This is a genomic window from Methanofollis formosanus (assembly GCF_019633745.1).
GTDB classification, from domain to species: domain Archaea; phylum Halobacteriota; class Methanomicrobia; order Methanomicrobiales; family Methanofollaceae; genus Methanofollis; species Methanofollis formosanus.
The window spans coordinates 243882-263432 of the sequence record NZ_CP037968.1 but is presented as its reverse complement, the minus strand read 5'-3'; the positions used below and the strand labels follow the sequence as shown (position 1 = coordinate 263432).

The window sequence follows — 19551 nt, the reverse complement described above, 5'->3', positions numbered from 1 at the left end:
CCCCATTTGTTATATATAGTTATACACCAAACGATCGCCCATGTCCACCTCCACCGCCTCGCACTCACCCACCCTGGAGACCATCCGCATGATCGAGGACTTCGCCCGGGAGCACAGCGGCGAATACCGGCGCCGTGCCATGTGGTCCAGTCTCCCCAGAAAAACCATGTACCAGACCTTTAAGACGGTGATCGACTATCTCATCGAGTCGAACAAGATTGCAATCGATGCAGGAGGCAAGGTCTGCTGGATCTTCGACCCCGACCTCACGCGACGCTACCTGGGGCGTGACGACCTGCAGATCCGATGAAGGCGAAGATCTTTTTTGCCGACGAGAATGTCAGGGATTCTTTTGTCGCCCTGAAACATTCACGCCGCTCCGAGGACCAGAAACTCTCGGCGATTCTTGACCGGGCGTTCGACGCCCTCTCAGAGAACGCCTTCCGTGGCGTCCAGATCCAGAAAAAGCAGGTGCCGAAGGCGTATCGGCGGTGCCATTCTTCGATCCAGAATCTCTGGAAGTACAACCTGACCGACTCCTGGCGCCTGATCTATACCGTGGCCAGCGACGGGGAAACGATCGTGGTGATCATCGAGTGGCTGGACCACACGACCTATGAGCGGCGGTTCGGATACTGACCGTTTTCCCCAGAGATAGCCACCCAGATGATTTCAACAAAGCCGTTCGAAGATGAACCATCCCATCGTTTTTGCATTTATTCGTCCCTGAAACAAGCGTATATCACTTCGTCCATGATCGCCCCGTTCTTTGTGATCGCTTTTTTATGCACGGCCTCCCGTTGAAAACCGCATTTTTCAAGGACACGCGCTGATGCACGGTTGTTCTCAAAGATTCCCGCCTGAATTCTGACAACGTCCAGACGCTCGAAGGCAATTGGTACGAGAGCCTTCACTGCTTCGGTAACAATTCCCCTGCCCTGATAGGGTGCTGCCAGCCAGTACCCGATCTCTGCCGTATTTCGGTACACGTCGTCCAGAGGGGTGACACCGATCCCTCCGGCAGCCTCTCCGTCCACCTCTATTGCGAGCAGGATCGCGGACGACGTGCCGGATGCCATATGTATGAAATTTTCGGCATCGTTCAGGGTATAGGGGGAGGGGAAGCCGTCCCGCATAGAACCCGCGATATCCGGATTGTTCGCATGGCGTGCAAGGGCGGGTGCATCATTTCTCTCCCAGGGACGAAGAGATGCTGATTTTGTCTGGATACAGAGGGGCGGTTTCATTGTATCATATCTCGTGCACGTATGGTTTCTTTTTATCTGGTCGATATTATTCGATCGGTCTTTGCCGGTGTTCTCATCGCCTGTTGTGTGTGGAAGGGGCGATCCTTCTGCTTGTTACCGGGGAGCGAACAGATATCAAGTGTTGAGCCGCCCCCACCGATCTTCATCGGGGGATCGGGGGGCACGGCCCCCAGGCACGATATGGCGATGAAGATCCTGCGACGGGGGCGGCCAACCCCCCCACTCGCACTCCGAAAAAGCAATTTTACAGAGTCAAAAAATGTTTTTGATCCTGGGGATGGTTCAAGCGTGAATACTTTTGGGATGACCTCTTATTGTGAATGAGGGGATTAAGAGGGTATAGTTTTTGATCTCGGTCTATCGGTTATGTACTTTTTTGAGGATGGATTTCGACGAAATCAATTTTCAATTTATTTGATTTCGCTAAGGTGTATTATCCAAAACTTCAAAAAGAGCATATAATCTTCAGAGTCTGAGGATATTTCAAATTCGATTACTTCGCGCTCTCCTTTCTTTGTTGTATTTATTTCACTTATGGCAAATCTTTTATCTAAACGATTCAGCTCGATGTTGACGCATAACGTATCTGCTTCGTTCACGAAACTTGCATCAATGAATGGACGTTTTAAAAATCGATCTGTATAACCCACAAAAAGTTTTGCAACATCAAGAGCATCTTCTACAACATCTGCATTTGGGTTCAGATATTCATGTTCCAGTAAATTTCGATTTTTATTTATTTTTCCTAAGATCCGTGGTGTTATTACACCAATTTGTTTTAAATGATCTACTTTTTTTGGAAAATCCCATCTTTTTTCAATTGCATGATCATATAAGTCGAAAACGTACAGAAGAGAGTCTATTTGACAGTGGATTGCCCGTTTTACATTTGAAAGACAGTTTATATATTTGTGTATTAAATCGCTGTTTAAATCGTCTTCAGAATATTTTAGATACTGATGAGATGTTATTTCAAATGGTATTTCAATATCTTCTTGAGAACCTCCGTCAAAGTGCAACTTTTCACGGTAATACCTTGCTAGGGATTCTTGTTGGCTCTCTTGCATTATCCGATCAGATGTTTTTTCTTAATATATTCCTTTCTTTTTGCCTCTATTTTGTAATTTTGGCCATATTATTGTAATATTTGTACATGGGCAACATACCCTGCCAGTAAAATGTCAATGCCCCCCTCTAGATTGACCATCGAAATCGTCGTCTCCTCACATCTGTTCGCGATAGAGAGAAAGAGGAATCGTTATCTTTAGATTCCTATTGTGAATTATCCGGGGCCGCCGATACCTGCATGACCGTCGGTGTGATTCAACATGCAGATGATGGAACTATCACAAATTCGTGGGCACACCCGATTTCCATGATGGGCATCATTATCTGTCAGATAATATTTCTAGTTCATTTTATGCAAAGAAAATGTGATATTTGCGGGAATGACATTGGTGATACCAATTCTTTTTGTGGCATGTGTGGTGTCGATTTACGGGAGGCAAAAAGCCCGGACGAACCCGAGATCATGATCGAAAAATCTCGACCCTCCCGAAACGGAAAAAAATCCACCTTGCAAAAAGATTCTCCGAAAGACGGGGACGTCATTCACTGGTGTGCGATCCGTACTCTCTGTGACTCGCATGAGATGTCCTTTCCACTCTTCATGAATCTTATTCTGGTTTTTGCCAGCGGTAAAAGGAAACTGGGTTTCTGTGATTGTCCCGCATGTCACCAGGGATACCGGGAGATGTTGGCGAATATCATTAATGTCACCGAGAAAAAGAAATTGACCGCACATAGTCGGGTGATTGTAATTCAAACTCGCGGGGCTCAGATCGACGGCGTGAAGTTCGACATCCCGGAATATGTAGGTCCTCTCACCGAAAAGAGAGGGGAGAAACCAACTCCTCAAATCGAAGATCCCGTACCTCACCCCGCAAACAGGGGGAAGATCACGATCGAAATTGATAGCGATGTGCTTGAGAATGCAGTGCTCACGGTATTAAAATCCGAGAAAGGCCGGGAGATCATTCAAGCTATCCCGAGAAAGTACACAAAAACAAAAGGTCAGGACGGAAAGGGGAAGAAGGGGTAAATCCCCGCGGCACTACCGAACGGATCAGGTGAAATCCTTTATCTCACCCAACTTTTCGAGCGCCTTCTCGACCGGCGTCTCCGGGGTGTGAAACGTCCGCTCCGTGATGGAGGCGAGGACGACTTTTTCGGCAGGATCGGTCACCCGTCCGCTCCACGAGGCGTCACTCTGCCAGACACACTCGAACTCGTCCCGCTCCCGCGCCTTCTGCAGGGGCCCGATCGCACGCCTGTCCCCGATCTCGCCGAGGGCCCAGGCCGCGACCCAGACATAGTCGGAGCAGGCGCTTGAGAGGCCCCGGATCAGGGGTTCGACCGCCCGAGAGTCTTTCAGTTTTCCGAGGGTCCAGGCGGCGGCCATATTCAGGGTGAACTCCCCCTCCTCCCTGACGACAGGAGCGGTGAAGTCCAGGGAGGCGATGAGAGGGTCGACGGCGCGGGGGTCGCCGAGATGGCCGAGGGCCCAGGCGGCCTTCCACCGCACGGCGATATCGTCGTCGGAGAGTTTCTCTATCAAGGACGCCCCGGCGTCGTCGCCAAGGTCGGTGAACTCCTCTCTCCAGTCCCAGGACTCCTTCTCAAATGCCCGGATCGTGCGGTCCATATGCCGCTGAGATATGGGCCATGCCATATATCTCTTCCCCGGACCGGACCAAAGGCTCATGGTGTTTCAGGGAGAGAGAAATCGCGAGATGCGGCGAGAAAGCTGTCCGGCCGTACTGGTCCACGGGTGGAGGAGTCATCCCGGCGTCTGGAAACGCCTGATACCGCACCTTGAGGCGGCAAAGATACCGTACTGGATCTATGACCACAGCGAGATGGGCGACGCCGTACCCGGCGAGACCGCCGCGGCGTTCGGGGACTTCCTCGCCCTGACGCGGGACGAGACCGGGTATGCCGGACCTGTGGACATCGTCTGCCACTCGATGGGAACCTGCATCGCCCGCTACCTCCTGGAGGTGATCGACGGGGGACGGCGGGAGGAGCGGGTCGGGCAGTTGATCGGCCTCGGGCCGCCGAACAACGGATCTTCCATTGCCGAACTCTTCAGCGATCCCGAGTACGGCCCCGAGGTCGTCGACCGCCTGGCCGGGGTCTTCGTGCCCCGCACCTTCGACCCCGAAGACGACGTCATCGTGCAGGAGTTCAGGCCGGGCAGCAGGACCATCGCCGCGCTGCGGGGTGCGAAGGGCCGCGACGACATTGCGTACAGGCTGATCCTTGCCGCGAACCTCACGGCCACCCCTGCCTTCTTCCCCTGTTTCGAGGGAAAGACCTGGACCCTCGGCCCCGACGGCGAGTGGCTGACGACCTATGCTGGCGACGGCATCGTGCCGCTCACCGACTCGTACCTGCGGGGCGCAGGCATGGACATCCTCCCGGCAGACCCTGTGGCCCTGGCAGAGCGGCCCGAACAATACTGCCATATCGGCCTGCCCAGGAACCCCGAAGTGATCGCGAGGGTGATGGAGTACCTCCAGAACCCGGCGACCCGCCCCGGGTCGGTCTGCCCGGAGAGGGAGTAAGAGGTTGAAAAGAACATCAACAGGCACATTAGGTGCGGCGGCATTCTCTCATCAGAGTTGATGCATGCCGTCGATCAGAAGATGCCCCTCCTGTACGATCTATTATGACGAGAGCCTGCCTGCATGCCCGTTCTGCGGGGCCCCGAACGATACCCTGCCGCACGGGCCGCTCTCATCGCCGGACAGGGGAACGGTCCGCAACCCCCTGGTCGCCGCCCTCTGCAGTCTCCTCTGGGTCGGGTGGGGACAGTGGTATAATGGGCGGACCGACGACGGCCTCTTCTATCTCGGGGCATACACAGTCACGGCACTCCTCGCCACCTTCCTCGTCGTGCCGCTCTTCTTCGTCTCGTTCTGGGCATCCGCGGCAGTGCTCCTGCTCGCCGTCGCGGCCGTCGTCGGGATCCTCGGCCATTCCATATACGACGCCTACAGGACGGCGGACAAAATCAACCGGGGCGACGCGGCATTCACCGGGAAGAGCAGGCTCTTCTGGGTGCCGGCCTCAGTGTATGTTCTGGTGATCGCCATGATCGCGGTGATCCTGCTCATCGGGCCGGTGCCTCCGGCAGAAGAACATGCCGATGACATCATAGATGCCCCTGTACCGGTGGCGACCACGCCGCCGGCGCCCGACACCCAGAGAACAGAGTTCTTCGACCTCTTCCTGACAGAAGACGATCTTCCCGCAGATTATGCCCCGCCCAGATACAAGTTGATACCCGAGTCGGACCTCTCCCCGACCATGAGAGAACTCGGGGCGAACGTAGGATTTGTAGAATTTTTTTCAGAAGAACCGGCACCAAAGCCGGGGGACCTCGTCATCTCGCAGAAACTCATCACCTTCCCTGAAGGAAATGCCACCAGAATGGTCGACTCCGACTACGAGACCTACTCCATCGGACGAAACGAAGTGCTCGACCCGCCCGCCATCGGGGAGAACTCCGCGGCATTCAAACTGATCGGACGTGACCGGAATGCGACCGAGGACCACATTCATTACGTGATCACCTTCTCGCAATACGATCTCTATGAGATGTTCGTGACCGTCGGGCCTGATCCCGATTATGAACTGCTTGAGGATCTCGCCGTGAAAGCCGCGGCAAAGATTCCATGAAGGGCTGGATCGGAAATAAAAGTTCGTATCCCCGTTCTGGAGTGTGGAAGGAACTGATCCTTGATCCTTCTCCATGTGACCAGGGAGCGAACAGAAATCAAGTGTTGAGCCGCCCCCACCTATCTTCACGCACGTTGACAGGAAAGATATTGCAATTGAGGGCGGCACTGTCGATCAACGTGCCTTCCCCCATGCTTGTGCCGGGGGCTCTGCCCCCGGACCCCCGTGATGAAGATAGGGCAGGGAAGGCCGAATAAATGATTCTGAAAGACGGGATGTCGTCCTCCCCCTATCTTCGCACGGAGGGTTCGGGGGGCGGCCAGCTCCCCGGCGAAGAGAACCATCAAGATGATTTCTACAGAGCCGTATCAAGAGCGTTTCTCCAGAGTCGGTGTGTCAATATTTCCGGTAAACCGTGCTCCGGTTTCCAATCTCAATCACGGCGATAACCATCGTATTATCTTCAATGATGAGAATGACCCGATAATGTCCCACACGAAGAGAGTACACCGGACTGCTCTGGTGTCCCCTCAATTTCTTAACGTGAGATCGAGGATACGGCTCGTCTGCCAGGGCATAGAGTTCCTCTTTGATCTGTCGGGCATCGGGATCCGGGATCCTGTTGAAGTCTCGCTCGGCACCCGGCAGGATGATCAGCCGCCAGATCATTCAAGGCCCCGTTCCCGGACAACCCCTTCAAAGGGGCGACCCCGACCGGCCCGGATATCTGCGATACCCTCCTCAATCTTTTTCAAAGTATCTTCGCTCAAGGGTTCAGGGTCATATGCCATGTCCAGAAGACGGTTCAACGTCTCGTCGTAGGTCTCTCGGGGGTGGATCTTGATGCCGTCCAGACGGGACTTTGTCTCGGGCCGAAGCTGGATCGTCGTGACCATAGTGATCCATAGAGGACTATAGGGCATAAAGATTGTGGGACGTGCTCAGAATAGAACCGAAGATCGGGGAGTGCTCCAGGCAATATCTGACACCAAAAAAACTCTATCTGTGCGAGTTTTTGTTATGAAGCCGTCCCAGAACTCGCCTTGCCCTGACAGGCGAGTGGAAGAATTATCGGAAAGCACGGTGTCGTTCCAGAGATTATTGCCGCCCCTCCCCTATCTTCGTCGTGGGGGGGGTCCGGGGGGTCTCCCCCCGGCAGGAGAGAGTGAGGGAACATGCTTTCTACTCTCTGTGGGCGGCACGTCGGATCGGTCCGCCTTCCTCCGTCAATCGCGCCGGGAGTACCGACTCCAGAACCCCGTGATGCCGGTTAAGGCGGGGGAGGAAGAGGAATGGCCAGGAAGAGTCTCGATCCTGATGATGGATCGAAACCTGGATACTTCTGGGATATGGTCTATGAATACAGGTCACTGCTCAACGTAACTCAGTCAGATTTCCTGAAATTTATTTTCAGTTACATTTTGGGGCACTACCGAAGATCGACTCAGAAAATCTGCAGGGTAAAATCCCTGATCGCTATCCTCTGTCCCCTGCTTATTCTCTGTTCGCGGGAGGACGTGAGGAAGGCCCCCGCCGAAGACCTCCGTCAGGAAGATCTTTTCCAGAGCCGATCAATCCTCCCCGTCGACCTCGATCCCGAGGTGCCGGCACAGCGCCTCAGGCCCCGGCTCTCTCCCCAGGAAATTCTCCAGAAGCACGGTGCCGTCTTCCATATTGCCCCGTGAAAGGATCTCGTCCCTGAACTTCATCCCGGTGGTCCGGTTGGTCATCCCGCCCTCCTTGAACTCGTCGACGATATCGAGGGCATAGACCTTCGACCAGAGATACCCATAATACCCGGCATCGTACCCGCCCATGAGATGGCCGAACGACGCGGGCTGATGGGTACCGGCAAGAGGCCGCGTACCCGTTACATCCTCATAGGTCTGAGACCAGACCTCGGTCACGTTGACCGGTGCGGTCGCGGTGTGGAACCGCATATCCTCCAGAGAATTGACAAGCAGACGACCGGTATAGAGATTCCCTGCCCCGACATCCCTGGCCGCAATGACGCGGTCACGAAGTTCAGGCGGAATTTTTTCGGACGAGTTGGTATAATGGCCTGAGATCGATTCCAGGACCTCGGGATCCCAGGCCCACTCCTCAAGCGTCTGGGAAGGCGTCTCGACAAAATCCCACTCCACATTGAACCCTGACAGAGAGCCATACGGTGCGGTCGTCAGGAGATAGTGCATCGCATGCCCGGTCTCGTGGAAGAGCGTCTCGATCTCGTACATGGTCAGAAGCGACGGCTTCTCCCCTTCGGGCGTGCGGAAATTACCTATGATCGCAACGACCGGCGTCGAGTACGTCCCGTCCTTCATCCTCCCGCCGATCACCGGCGTCGCACAGAAGTGCCCGAACTTCCCCTCACGCGGATAGAGATCAAGATACAGGTAGCCGATCAGATCATCGCCGGTCTGGTCTTTCACCGCATAAAGCCTGACATCTGGATCCCAGACAGCAGCGTCCTCGACCTCGGAGAACTCGACGCCGAAGAGCGTCCCGTAGGTGTCGAAAAGGCCCTGAAGGACGGTGTCGAGCGGGAAGTATTCCCTGACCTCCTCCTCGTCATAGGCATACTCCTCCTGCTTCTGGATATCCTGGAGGTACGCGACATCCCAGGGCTCGACCGTCGTCGCCGCCGGGTCCATACGCGTCTTGATCGCGAGAAGGCCCGCCATCTCGGCGGTGTATTTTTCCTTCAGGGGTGCCTGCATGGAGGTGAGAAATGCCATCACATTGCTCGTGTTCCCTGCCATCCTGCCCTCGATCCGGTAGTCGGCCCATGTGGCGTACCCCAGTTCCCGTGCAATCTGCTGGCGGAGCACGATCGCCTCTTCGAGCAGGGGGGTGTTCGCCTCCGCCTGCCGGTTGTGGTATGCCTCGTACATCCGCTTGCGTGTCCCGGCATCGTCGGCATAGGTCATCACCGCGACATAGTCGGGGCGCTTCGCGGTGACGAGATAGGCCCCCTCCGGCGTCTGCGAGAACGCCGCCATCGACGACGACGGCACGCCGGCAAGTTCGTCGGCGGTGCACTCGATCGTGGTGTTGTCGTTGTTCAGGTTGGCCGAGTACCTCGTCTCGAGTCCGCTCAACTCAGTCCTCATCTCCCGAACCTTCACGAGGCGATCTTCAGGGAGCTTCAGCCCGTTCTTCTCAAACTCCCTCATGGTCACGTCGTAGAGCCGGGACTCCTCGGGAGTGCGCGGGATCCGGTCATGGAGAGCGTCGTAGAGATCGCGCCGGGTGTAGACACCGGTAAGGAAGACCGATGCAGATTCTTCACAGGCCATGCCCTCTGCGGCGATTCTTTTGTCGGGGTACACCGAGCCCATCAGCATGAGGGGGCCGACGGCGTCTGAATAGTCTGCGAGTGTCCGGTCGAATGCGAGGACCGTGTTCTCGAAGGTGCGATCTTCAGGAGGGATCGCGGCAATGGCGTCGAGCGAAGCGTTTGCCTTCTCCTCTGCGGCCTCGTTCAGTTGCGTGATCTCGCCGGGGGAGTAGTGGCTCCGGATGGGGTCGACACCGTTTGCGGGCTCTTCTTGCCGTGCATTCTCAAGACATCCTGCGGTCGTGAGGAGGAAGGCGGTCAGGAGGATGAGCCACGATAGACGGTGAAGACGGATAGGGGGGACGCGGGTATGCATGGAAATCAGGTTGTACGTCGCTCTGACGGAAGATAAAGGCGCAAGCCCGAGAGGGCAAAAAAAGGATCAGATCCTCTCCAGGATCTGATCGATCGACGCGTTTCTGGGGACCCAGACATTCTCGCCGGTGTAGTTCAGGCCCGGCGTGGCGCGGAGGCGCTCGAGGTCGTAGACCCTCGGGCCGTACTGGTAGTCGGCCTCCTGGTACCACCATGCCGGATACCCGGGTTCGTCGACGTCCTCGGTCGCCGGGTCGGTGATGAGTCCGTTCGAGTACTTCACGACCAGCATCGCCGAGAGATCCTGCCACTCGTCGATGATCTCGTCGCCCCGCTGCACCGTGAAGTCGGTGAGGAGACGGCGGGCACCGGCCTCGTCGCCCGCGGCGATCATCGCGGCCGCCCGTGCGTCGGTCTCCCCGACCTGCCGGATCGAGTCAGCTTCGAGTGCGGCCTGTTCTGCCCGGATGTCCTCGATCATCGCGTCGTACCTGAGCATCGCCCAGTTGGTCACGAAGTCGAAGGTCCAGTAGGCGGCGTCGGGGTCGTACTCTGTCCGCGTCCCGGTCGTATAGGCGGTTGAGACATTCTCCGATCCGGCGTACATCGGTGCGTACACCGTCTCGTAGGTCACGGCCGGACCGAACCAGAGGACGCCCCCGACAGGGTCGGGGAGGCTGGACCGCGCCTCGGCGACATAACTGTAACTGCAAAAGACCGCCGATACCGGCCGCGGGTTCGCCCCGGCCCGCACCTCGATAGAGGACTCGTTCTGGAAATCGGTGTGGGCGTCGGCGGGCCCGAGATAGCGGTACGGGTTCCCGAACGGTCCGGCGGCGACGCCCGCCGTCAGGTCGAAGTCGGTGCCCTCATAGTGGTCGCGGAAGAGCGAGAGGGCGGTCGTGCGGTTGACGGGCGTGTCGGGCACGACCGTAAAGGGCAGGGCCTTCGTGTACGAGTCCTCGACATAGGGGCTCAGGTTCAGCGAGGGCGCAAGCCGGTCCTGGATGCGCCAGACCCTCATCAACGAATAATAGGGATGGGAGTATTCGCCGTAACTCGTCGCCTCCAGCCAGTCGAAGTCGCCTTCAGAGGACGACCGGAGCCCGTACTCCTCGGCGATGGCGAAAAGGTCGGGGGTGTACAGCATGTCCGGGTCGCCCTCCGCGAAGGTGCGGATCCTGAACTCGTTCCCGGCCACGAAAACCTCGCCGTCCGGGATCTTCTCGGCGACCCAGAGCCCGCCGGTGCCCGCCGGACTGGAGCACATCTCGATGACCCACGCCTCCTTCGGGTCGGCGAAGATGAGCGTCTCGCCGGTCCCGTAATAGCCGTAGGTGTCGATGAGGCTGCCGACCAGTTCGACCGCGTCCCGTGCGGTGGTGCAGCGTTCGAGCGCCACGTTCGAGAGTTCGGACGAGTAGAAGATCCGCTTCCCCTCCTCGGCGTCGAGCTGGACCTTCGCATAATCGGTGCACTCGGCGCTGAGCAGTTGGTGCTCGTTCATCATGGCGTAGGAGGCGGTGTAGTAGGCGTAGGTGTGCGGCACCTGTTCGATGGAGCCGAGGACGAGCCCGGTGGCGTTCCCTGCTTTTTTGCCTGCGGCGTCAGAACCGCTGTTCGGATCGAAGTAGATCGCCCTCGTCGCTCCCGGGGCATGGTCTGCCGCCGGGACATAGGTCAGGGTGATGTCGTCGATGTTTCTCCAGTCGGGCCCGACGCCGTCGTTGGTGTGGCCGACATACATCGTGCCGTTCTCTGAGGCGCCCGGCGTGACCGCAAAGATGGTGCACGCCGAGACGGGCGCACACGCAAGAAGAATCAGCAGGACCAGAAAGATTCCCGTACGTCTCATACGGAAAAGTGGAGATCTGAGAAATAAAAGTATCGTCATTGTGTGTTTCACCACTTCCGATCCCCATGGACCGAATCGGAGATGTTCTCCTCTCGGTGTTTCCCCATTTTCTCCGTGCGTCGATTTCTTTTCCTCCCCTGTCGACAGGTGATGTATGAAATCACACGTATGGACGATCGCTCTCGTCCTGGTGGCGGCCTCCCTGCTCTGTGCCGGCTGTATGACCCCCACAGAGGACGGTGCCTCTGATGACGCCGCCCGCGTGGAGATGCTCTCCCTCCTCGGCGAGATGCAGGGGACGGTCACCGGAAGCCTGACGGCGATCGACCGGGCGGCGGCGGAGACGGCCGCGGGTCTTGGGAGCACCGGGCTTTCGGGGCCAGAGGCTGAGGCGCTCCTCGACGGTGCGCTGGCGGCCGATCCGTCCGTCTCCACGGCGATCGTGGTCGCGCGCAACGGCACGGTCACTGCCGCCAGGCCCGCCGCCCTCGGGCTTGTCGGGAGCAACCTGGGCGAGCAGGCGGTTGTGCAGCGGGTCTTCGAGCGGAAGGTGCCGGTGATGTCAGACCTCTTCCCCCTTGCAGAGGGCGGGTACGCGGCGACGATCGAGTGCCCCGTCTTCTCGCCGGATGAAGAGATGATCGGCATGGTGAGCGTCTCCTTCCTGCCCGACCGTCTCGTCGGCGAGCACGCAGAGTCTGCCATCACCGGGACGCCCTATACCGTGATGGCCGCCCAGGCAGGCGGTCTGGTGCTCTACGATGCGGACCCCGAAGAGATCGGGAAGGAGACGCTCAACGAATCCCTGTATGCGGACTTCCCGGAGATCCTCGAGACTGCACGATCATTTTCCGGGAACTGGTCCGGGCATGCGACCTACTCCTTCTATGACACCGGCTTTGGAGAGGTCGTCGATAAGGAGATGTACTGGACGACGGTCGGTCTGCACGGTACGGAGTGGCGCCTGGTCGTCATCCGCCCCCTCGTCTGAGGGCGTGCCCGACCAAAAGATCACTTTTTTTCACGATCTCTCTCAGGAGAAAAACGGCCGGTGCGGCCGTTCACTCAGAGGTCGTCCTAGAACTCCCCCTGGCCTTGATAGGTGACCTGAAGACGTTTCTGAGGCACGGCGCCGTTCAAGAGCGTGCTGCCGCCCCACCCCTATCTTCGTCGTGGGGGGTTCCGGGGGGCACGGCCCCCCGGCGAGAGAGAGCAAGGAAACACGCTTTCTTCTCTTTGTGGGCGGCACATCGGATCATCACGCCGGAGGCAGCGCTCCAGGAATCCCCGGGATTGTGATTGAAGCGAGGAAGGTAGAGGAATAATGACTGAGAAGAGTCTCGATCTCGGGATTGATCGAGCCCCGGATACTTCTGGGATATGCTCGAAAAATAATGGAGAGGCCGGTCACTCCAGCATCTCGGTCCGTTCGGGCGTCCAGGCCGGGTCGACGAAACTGAGCATCGTCGAGTTCGTCGCCGCGACGTTCCGGTAGCCTTTCACGCGGTCGGGCGGGACATAGGCCGCACTCCCGGCAGGGACTCGCACCGATCCGGCGTCCGGGGTGAAGACCTCGACCTCGCCGTCGAGCACATAGACCAGTTCGGACGATCCGTTGAGCCGGTTGTATCCGATCGACCCGCCCGGGAGGAATTCGACGTACGCCACACTGTACTCGATCGGGAGGTTCATCTCCTCCATCAGCACCGGGTTTGCGAGGGTGTAGATCATCATCTCAGACCCGAGATCCCACTCGATCCCGCCCCTGGGGTCGGGGATGACGACCGGCACGCCGTCGGTCGTCCCCGCGAGAGCCGTCAGGTCGTCGCCCGAGATCTCATTTTCCGCCGCGAAGGGCGGCTGGATCACGTCGACGTACCTGAGGTCGGTCGCCCCGACCGAGGCGATCGACTGGAGCACCCCTGCGGGGAGGAGCACGACCTCCCCTGCGCGAGCGGTCACCGTCTGGTTGTCGCACTGGATCTCGGCCTCGCCCTCGATGAGATAGACGAACTCGGTGGTCCCGACCAGCCGGTGCGGGGGCGTGGCGTTGCCCGGCGGGATGGTGACCATTCCGATGCTGTAGTTTGCCGGGATATCCGGGGTCTCCTCGCCGATGAGCCCGGTGTAGGTGCCCTGACCCCCGAAGAGGGAGAACGGTTCGTCTGGCGTGACCGGGATGACGCCTTCCTCTGCCTGCGGAGGTTCTGGTGAGAGGCATCCGGCAGAGAGGAGGATGGAGATGAGGATGAGCGCGATCGTCCTGTGCATGATGGGCATAAAGTTAGCGTGAATTGATAAATCTGATCCGATGCGGTGGTCGGATGGTCCCGGCCCCGCCGGCTCTTGCATCATTCCAGCAGGTTTGCCGCAGGATTACAGCGACGTCTGCGAAGATCAAGCGGCCGGGAACGGTTCTGGATCTGCCAGTACGAGTACAGATAGAGAGACGCGTCTCTCTCTTAGTACTGAAGTACAGCAAAACGCACACGCACCCGGTGGCACCGGTTCCCCGGTGTCCGGGTGTGGGTGTGGGTGCGATCCCCGGAATGGTGGAAACGATCCGGCGATGTCCCCGTTTCGGGGTGCGAATCGTGATCAGCCCTCTCCTCATCGTCCGTTGAGTGACGCCATCATCCGCAACCTGCTGAAAACCGATGAAAAAAGAGGGGGACGGCTGCAAGAGACGTTGCCGGGCGTCCTGGACCACCGGGAGTTTGCCCGGGTGGTGCAGCAGGTGTGGAATATGGGGACGGGATCACACCTCGCCCCGGATCTCTCCGATCTGACCTTTTTTTTCGATTTCCGCTCTGCTGATCCAGGCAGGATGGGCCGCATTTGGGAAATTGTTATTCTGGGGATATTTTGACGGGTTGAGCGTGGAAACTGCGGGTATATCGGCGTCAGAACGGGAGGTAGAGGGGGTGTCGGACTTCGCATGAGGGATGGTGCCGGTGCGGGCGAGGAAAGGGCGGGAGAGATGGGCGGAAATCGGCGCGTTTTTGGGGTGAAATGGCGGGAAGAAAGAATGAATCGAATAATATCGACCGACAGATATGTGCAATCATCAAATTTCCACATATATTCGTATTGGTGGAGGATTTGAGAGGAATGGAGAAGAGTGCAGATGAATGGTGCCATGAAGGAAACACGTTCTTTCATGAAGAACAGTATGAAGATGCCATAGGGTGCTATGATCGGGCGATTGCAATCGATCCAAACAATCCAGCAGCATGGGATGGCAAAGGAGCCGTCCTCATGAAACTCAACAGGTTCGAGGACGCCATAGAGTGTGATGACCAGGCTATTGCCATCGACCCAGGCTACTCCAGAGCATGGAATGGCAAAAGACTTGCCCTCATGATACTCGGCAGGTTTGAGGATGCCATTGAGTGCTGCGATCAGGCACTTGCAATCGATCCAAACAACCCTGAGACATGGCATGTCAGAGGACTTGCCTTTAATGAGCTTGGACGGTATGAAGTCGCCATAGAGTGTTATGATCGAGCGATTGCAATCGATCCGAACAACCCCGGGGTATGGTTCAGCAAAGGATTCGCCCTCAATGAACTTGGACGGTATGAAGACGCTGTAAGGTGTTATGATCAGGTGATTGCGATTGATCCATACGATCATCAGTCATGGCTCAGGAAAGGATCTCTCTTCAATGAACTCGGTCGGTATGAGGACGCCATAGAGTGCTATGACCGGGCGCTTGCAATCGACCCAAACAATCTTGAGGCATTGCTCGGCAAAGGATTTGCCCTCACTGAACTCGGACGGTATGAAGACGCCATAGAGTGTTGCGATCAGGCGCTTGCAATTGATCCGAACATCCCTGGAGCATTGCTATGCAAGGGATTCGCCCTCAATGAACTTGGACGCTGTGAAGACGCCATAGAGTGTTATGACCGGATGCTTGCAATTGATCAAAACAACCCCGGGGCGTTGTTCAGCAAAGGATTCGCCCTCACTGAACTTGGACGGTATGAAGACGCCATAGAGTGTTATGATCAGGTGATGGTAATTGATCCGAATGTCTCGGCGGCATGGTGCTTCAAAGGACTCGCCCTCGATGAACTTGAACACTATGAAGACGCTATAGCGTGTTATAATCAGGCGATTGCGATCGATCCAAACGACCCTATGGTATGGATCAAGAAAGGAAGTGTCCTCATGAAACTCGGTCGACATGAAGAGGGTCGAGAGTGTCAGGAACGGGCGGTTGCAATCAGTCCTGGAATAATAGAATGAAATAAATTCTTTCATACTTTTTCGGATCTAATTCCCCTACCTGTGGCGATTGTTCCGTCTTTTATCCAACACAGCCCCCGCTGAAGAGGGACATCGTCCACCGCTTGCAGGCCTCGACTTGCTTCTCCAGAATGGGCCCTCCTCCGACCGCTCGATCGAAACCGAATCTTCCAAACAACGCTCCGCTCGACAACGCAGCACTCCAACAACAGCAAAAAAAGTGAAGTTCAGTGAAGGGTGAAAGATTCGGACCCCCGTGAAGAGGCCGAAACGAATCTCTCCCGGACTCATCGGCGGTACACCGGCGACGCGGCGGTAACGCATCGGCGTCGGTGAGGAGTCCGGGGCCTTTTCCTGCAGGAGAGGCAGATGCATATGCCCTCTCCGGGTTATTCAGCCACATCTGCGTGGCACAGGTGATCATGATACGAGATGGGTGATATATACGGGCCGTGCGGCGTGAAAGTGAACGCGTGCCTTTGCGGGTGCGGGTTGGCGGGCCACCGTGGGCCGCTCGCACGCTCCCGTCCCACCGTGGTCCGATGATCCAGGATCCTTTTCCGTCTCCTCCGACCGCCCGCGGCTTCGTCGCCCTGCTCCTCACCGCCGGCTCCGGAGAGGGCGGCCGGTCCCCCATGCTGCGGCACAGGCCACGTCGGGCATGCTCACGGCCATTCTTCATTCGTGTGGTGCCTCCTTTTCTTCGCGGGGGCAATCCGCTCACGCTCTGGCCCTTAAAAAAAGAAAAATCGTTGAAAATTTCAGTGGCTCACTTGATCTTTTTGTTGAGCTTCTTGAGTTTCTTCTTGGCGGCCTCGTTCCCCCCGGCCGCCTGCTTTGAGAGAACTTCTGCCTTGGCCTTCTTCACTTTGTTCTGCTTCTCCAGTTGTTTCTTGCTCATTGCCATACCGTTTCCTCGTTCAGGCCGAAGTCTGGTTTAATTCGTATCTTTTTCTTCTTATAAACCCGTATCGCTGTAAAACCCTGAAAAATCTTCGAATAAACGAAAAGCAGACCAATACAACTGATATTTTTACAACTTTTAACAGTCGGCAATGTGTAATTTAAAAATATTTTATCAACTCTCAAATCTGACATAATCTGCCAGTCTGAGTTTAATCGCCTGAGGAAACTGTCCGGTACAACAATAAAGATTTTCATTTTTTGACAGTTCGCAGACCTTCCCTCACCAGATCATGAAATTCCCCACTATCAGTAAATGGACAATTCCAGAAGTGAATTAACTGTAACCCTGAGAATAAATGCGAGGGATGGGATTCGAACCCATGGACACCTTCGTGACCGGATCTTAAGTCCGGCGCCTTTGGCCAGCTTGGCTACCCTCGCTCTCCTACTAGAAGGACACCTGACAACAAAAAGGTGATGGAGGCCAGGGGGGTTGAGAACGTTCTTTCCTTGATTTTTAACAATTATAATGAATAAACATGAAGTAATCTCTTTAAATATGGGCCTATTTTGAAATTGGAACGCGTGAAAACAATAAAATACCCAAATGATCAATTCTATTGGCCGGAGGTGCAGTCCACACACCATATCCCGATAGGGATGACGACATCTCCAGACCGTGCGGCGCCGTGCTGCAATCAACACCATGCACACGCGCACCTCTTAACGTCCATCCTTTGGCGCCGCACGACCATCTCCTGCCCGAAATGAACATTTTGCTGCGGCGTGACCGCGAGGGAGCGCGACGGTCGGTCATCCCTGCAATGGCCTCGACCCGGCATCGGGGTCAAAAAACGCCGCCTCTCCTGTAAATATTTCCTAAAAAATCACAAGACGTTTATCGTTCCCTGAAAAACCTTTGAGAAAGAATATATCCGAGGTAGAGATCATGAAAACACCATCCGCCTATCGCCTCCTGGCCGCCCTCCTCCTCCTTGCAATCGCCATGATTGCCGCAGGATGCGTCCAGACCCCGGCGCCGACAACGCCGACGACACCAACCCCCGACATTCCCATCCCCACCGACATCAGCGCCGAAGCGCAGGAGATCCTCAGGACCACCACCGCCGTCACCGTCCCGGCCAACATCCCCCTCGAAGAGGTGCAGAAGGCCAGGGCGATGAGCGCCGAAGCAAAGAAACCGGCCCTCGACGCACTCCGCAGCCGGATGGAGAGCACCGAGACCGGAGAAATCGCCGGCGTCCCGGTACTGGTCATCACGCCCGAAAACGCCACCCCGACCGAGACCATCGCCATCTACATCCACGGCGGCGACTGGATCTTCAACAACGCCGAGTACCCCATGGCCTACCTCTTCGCCCAGGACCTCGGCCTCACCGTCTACTCGGTCGACTACCGTCTTGCACCCGAACACCCCTACCCCGCACCGCTTGACGACTGCTACGCCGTCTATGAAACCCTGATCACCGAGCACGGCCCCGCACACGTCGTCGTCATGGGCGACTCGGCCGGCGGCAACCTCGCCCTCGCCACCATGGTCAGGGCCCACGAGAACGACCTCCCCATGCCTGCCGCCCTCGCCCTCCTCTCCCCGGCCGTCGATCTGGCCGGCGGCAGCGACAGCCTGTACACCAACGACGGCCTCGACCCGGTCCTCTCCCGCGAGACCCTCATCACCGGGTTCACCATCTACGCCGCAGGCCATGACCACACCGACCCGCTGCTCTCGCCGCTCTACGCAAACTTCTCCGCCGATTACCCGCCCACCCTCGTCGTCACCGGCACCCGCGACCTCCTCCTGAGCGAGTGCGCACGACTCCACCAGACGATGACACACAACGGCGTCGACGCCGAGCTGACCGTCTACGAAGGCATGTGGCACGTCTTCGAGGGCTCCACCGTCCCCGAGGCCGCCGCCGCCCGCCAGGAGATCGCGGCCTTCCTCCTCGAACACCTCGGCGAGGATGCCCGGGCGTAACTGAAGAAACCATCGCCATCTTTTTTCACGCCCCTCCGTGAAGGGAGCGGTATAAATACCAGGTCGTCGGGTATGCCCCAACATGGGAGGGGTCAGGATGAACTATCTGCTGATCATGCTTTTTGTTACGATCGTGATAATCGTCGGGTTGACGGTGGTCTTCTCCGCACTGCAGACACCGGAGGTCGGGGCGCCGGCAAACGAGAGCGAGGCGGAGAGCGTACAACTCCCGGCGCCCCGCGAGAACGGCGGACGATCGATCGAGGAGGCGCTCGCAACCCGGCGGTCGGTGCGGGAGTACGCCGACGGGCCGTTGACCCTTGCCGAACTCTCGCAACTTCTCTGGGCCGCTCAGGGAGTGACCGACGAGATGTCGGGCTTCAGGACCGCTCCGTCGGCCGGGGCGCTGTACCCGCTTGAGGTCTACGTGGCGGCCGGCGAGGTGACCGACCTGCCCGCCGGCGTCTACCGCTACCTCCCGGCAGAGCACCGACTCGAACGAGTGGCGGAGGGGGATGTCAGGCGCGACCTTGCAGGCGCGGCCCTCAACCAGTCGGCGGTCCGGGACGCCGCGGCCGTCATCGCGATCGCCGGCGTGTACGAGCGGACCACCGGGAAGTACGGGGAGCGAGGGATCCGGTACGTGCACATGGAATCAGGGCATGCGGCGCAGAACATCTACCTCCAGGCCACGTCCCTCGGACACGGGGCCGTCTCCATCGGGGCGTTCCATGACGACGAGGTCGGGCGCGTCCTCGGGATGAATGAGGACGAGCGTCCGCTCTACCTGATGCCGGTCGGAAGACGATAATAGAACGCTGACGCTCAGCGTTTAGACTGGATGTGACAGATCGCACATCCTAAAAAAGGA

General features: G+C 57.4%; 19 protein-coding genes and 1 tRNA gene. 10 read left to right on the top strand and 10 right to left on the bottom strand.

Annotated elements, in window-relative coordinates; genetic code table 11:
• The first annotated feature begins 40 nt into the window (after positions 1-40).
• On the top strand, positions 41-310 hold the full coding sequence (locus E2N92_RS01050; protein WP_220681854.1) for a hypothetical protein: 270 nt from the start codon (positions 41-43) through the stop codon (positions 308-310).
• A complete protein-coding gene (locus tag E2N92_RS01045; RefSeq protein WP_220681853.1) occupies positions 307-639 on the top strand; it encodes a type II toxin-antitoxin system RelE/ParE family toxin in 333 nt (110 codons plus the stop codon). Before E2N92_RS01050 ends, E2N92_RS01045 begins: the two co-directional genes overlap by 4 nt.
• A gap of 77 nt (positions 640-716) precedes the next feature.
• Here the strand turns inward: E2N92_RS01045 and E2N92_RS01040 are convergent, their stop codons facing one another.
• Positions 717-1247, bottom strand: coding sequence for a GNAT family N-acetyltransferase (locus E2N92_RS01040; protein ID WP_220681852.1), 531 nt, complete (start codon positions 1245-1247; stop codon positions 717-719).
• A gap of 431 nt (positions 1248-1678) precedes the next feature.
• A complete protein-coding gene (locus tag E2N92_RS01035) occupies positions 1679-2335 on the bottom strand; it encodes a hypothetical protein (protein ID WP_220681851.1) in 657 nt (218 codons plus the stop codon).
• Between the two features lie 239 nt (positions 2336-2574).
• Between E2N92_RS01035 and E2N92_RS01030 the strand changes: the two genes are divergently transcribed.
• On the top strand, positions 2575-3369 hold the full coding sequence (locus E2N92_RS01030; RefSeq protein WP_220681850.1) for a hypothetical protein: 795 nt from the start codon (positions 2575-2577) through the stop codon (positions 3367-3369).
• A gap of 24 nt (positions 3370-3393) precedes the next feature.
• On the opposite strand, the gene E2N92_RS01025 is transcribed toward E2N92_RS01030, so the two are convergent.
• Positions 3394-3972 (bottom strand): HEAT repeat domain-containing protein, encoded by a 579-nt coding sequence (locus tag E2N92_RS01025; RefSeq protein WP_220681849.1) that lies wholly within the window; start codon positions 3970-3972, stop codon positions 3394-3396.
• An 88-nt stretch (positions 3973-4060) separates the two neighbouring features.
• Here E2N92_RS01025 and E2N92_RS01020 point away from each other — a divergent pair, with 88 nt between their 5' ends.
• Entirely contained in the window at positions 4061-4894 is an 834-nt protein-coding gene (locus E2N92_RS01020; protein ID WP_220681848.1) for an esterase/lipase family protein, read from the top strand.
• Between the two features lie 64 nt (positions 4895-4958).
• Positions 4959-6011 (top strand): hypothetical protein, encoded by a 1053-nt coding sequence (locus E2N92_RS01015; RefSeq protein ID WP_220681847.1) that lies wholly within the window; start codon positions 4959-4961, stop codon positions 6009-6011.
• 396 nt (positions 6012-6407) lie between these two features.
• Here E2N92_RS01015 and E2N92_RS01010 read toward each other — a convergent pair whose 3' ends face one another.
• The 4 genes from E2N92_RS01010 to E2N92_RS00995 all read right to left on the bottom strand — a co-directional run bounded on the left by E2N92_RS01010 (position 6408) and on the right by E2N92_RS00995 (position 11521).
• Positions 6408-6680, bottom strand: a complete 273-nt coding sequence (locus E2N92_RS01010; RefSeq protein WP_220681846.1) for a type II toxin-antitoxin system RelE family toxin — start codon at positions 6678-6680, stop codon at positions 6408-6410.
• Positions 6677-6907, bottom strand: a complete 231-nt coding sequence (locus tag E2N92_RS01005; protein ID WP_220681845.1) for a DUF7557 family protein — start codon at positions 6905-6907, stop codon at positions 6677-6679. Before E2N92_RS01005 ends, E2N92_RS01010 begins: the two co-directional genes overlap by 4 nt.
• Positions 6908-7582: 675 nt before the next feature.
• Positions 7583-9667: a M3 family metallopeptidase gene (locus E2N92_RS01000; protein WP_220681844.1), complete on the bottom strand. Its 2085-nt coding sequence runs from the start codon at positions 9665-9667 to the stop codon at positions 7583-7585.
• Positions 9668-9733: 66 nt separating this feature from the next.
• Entirely contained in the window at positions 9734-11521 is a 1788-nt protein-coding gene (locus tag E2N92_RS00995) for a dipeptidase (protein ID WP_220681843.1), read from the bottom strand.
• Positions 11522-11675: 154 nt separating this feature from the next.
• On the opposite strand from E2N92_RS00995, the gene E2N92_RS00990 reads away from it, so the two are divergent.
• Positions 11676-12512: a PDC sensor domain-containing protein gene (locus E2N92_RS00990; RefSeq protein ID WP_220681842.1), complete on the top strand. Its 837-nt coding sequence runs from the start codon at positions 11676-11678 to the stop codon at positions 12510-12512.
• 416 nt (positions 12513-12928) lie between these two features.
• Here E2N92_RS00990 and E2N92_RS00985 read toward each other — a convergent pair whose 3' ends face one another.
• The gene (locus E2N92_RS00985) at positions 12929-13792 is read right to left on the bottom strand and encodes a cupin domain-containing protein (protein ID WP_220681841.1); all 864 of its coding nucleotides are present in this window, start codon (positions 13790-13792) and stop codon (positions 12929-12931) included.
• 349 nt (positions 13793-14141) lie between these two features.
• On the opposite strand from E2N92_RS00985, the gene E2N92_RS00980 reads away from it, so the two are divergent.
• Both E2N92_RS00980 and E2N92_RS00975 read left to right on the top strand, forming a co-directional pair.
• Positions 14142-14390, top strand: a complete 249-nt coding sequence (locus E2N92_RS00980) for a hypothetical protein (RefSeq protein WP_220681840.1) — start codon at positions 14142-14144, stop codon at positions 14388-14390.
• Between the two features lie 242 nt (positions 14391-14632).
• Positions 14633-15775, top strand: coding sequence for a tetratricopeptide repeat protein (locus E2N92_RS00975; RefSeq protein WP_220681839.1), 1143 nt, complete (start codon positions 14633-14635; stop codon positions 15773-15775).
• A 769-nt stretch (positions 15776-16544) separates the two neighbouring features.
• Here the strand turns inward: E2N92_RS00975 and E2N92_RS00970 are convergent.
• Together E2N92_RS00970 and E2N92_RS00965 are read right to left on the bottom strand one after the other, a co-directional pair.
• Positions 16545-16682, bottom strand: coding sequence for a hypothetical protein (locus E2N92_RS00970; RefSeq protein WP_220681838.1), 138 nt, complete (start codon positions 16680-16682; stop codon positions 16545-16547).
• Positions 16683-17038: 356 nt separating this feature from the next.
• Positions 17039-17122: transfer RNA gene (locus E2N92_RS00965), tRNA-Leu, on the bottom strand.
• 508 nt (positions 17123-17630) lie between these two features.
• On the opposite strand from E2N92_RS00965, the gene E2N92_RS00960 reads away from it, so the two are divergent.
• Complete coding sequence (locus tag E2N92_RS00960) at positions 17631-18680, top strand: alpha/beta hydrolase (protein WP_220681837.1); 1050 nt, start codon at positions 17631-17633, stop codon at positions 18678-18680.
• 97 nt (positions 18681-18777) lie between these two features.
• On the top strand, positions 18778-19491 hold the full coding sequence (locus E2N92_RS00955; protein ID WP_220681836.1) for a SagB/ThcOx family dehydrogenase: 714 nt from the start codon (positions 18778-18780) through the stop codon (positions 19489-19491).
• Positions 19492-19551: the final 60 nt, after the last annotated feature.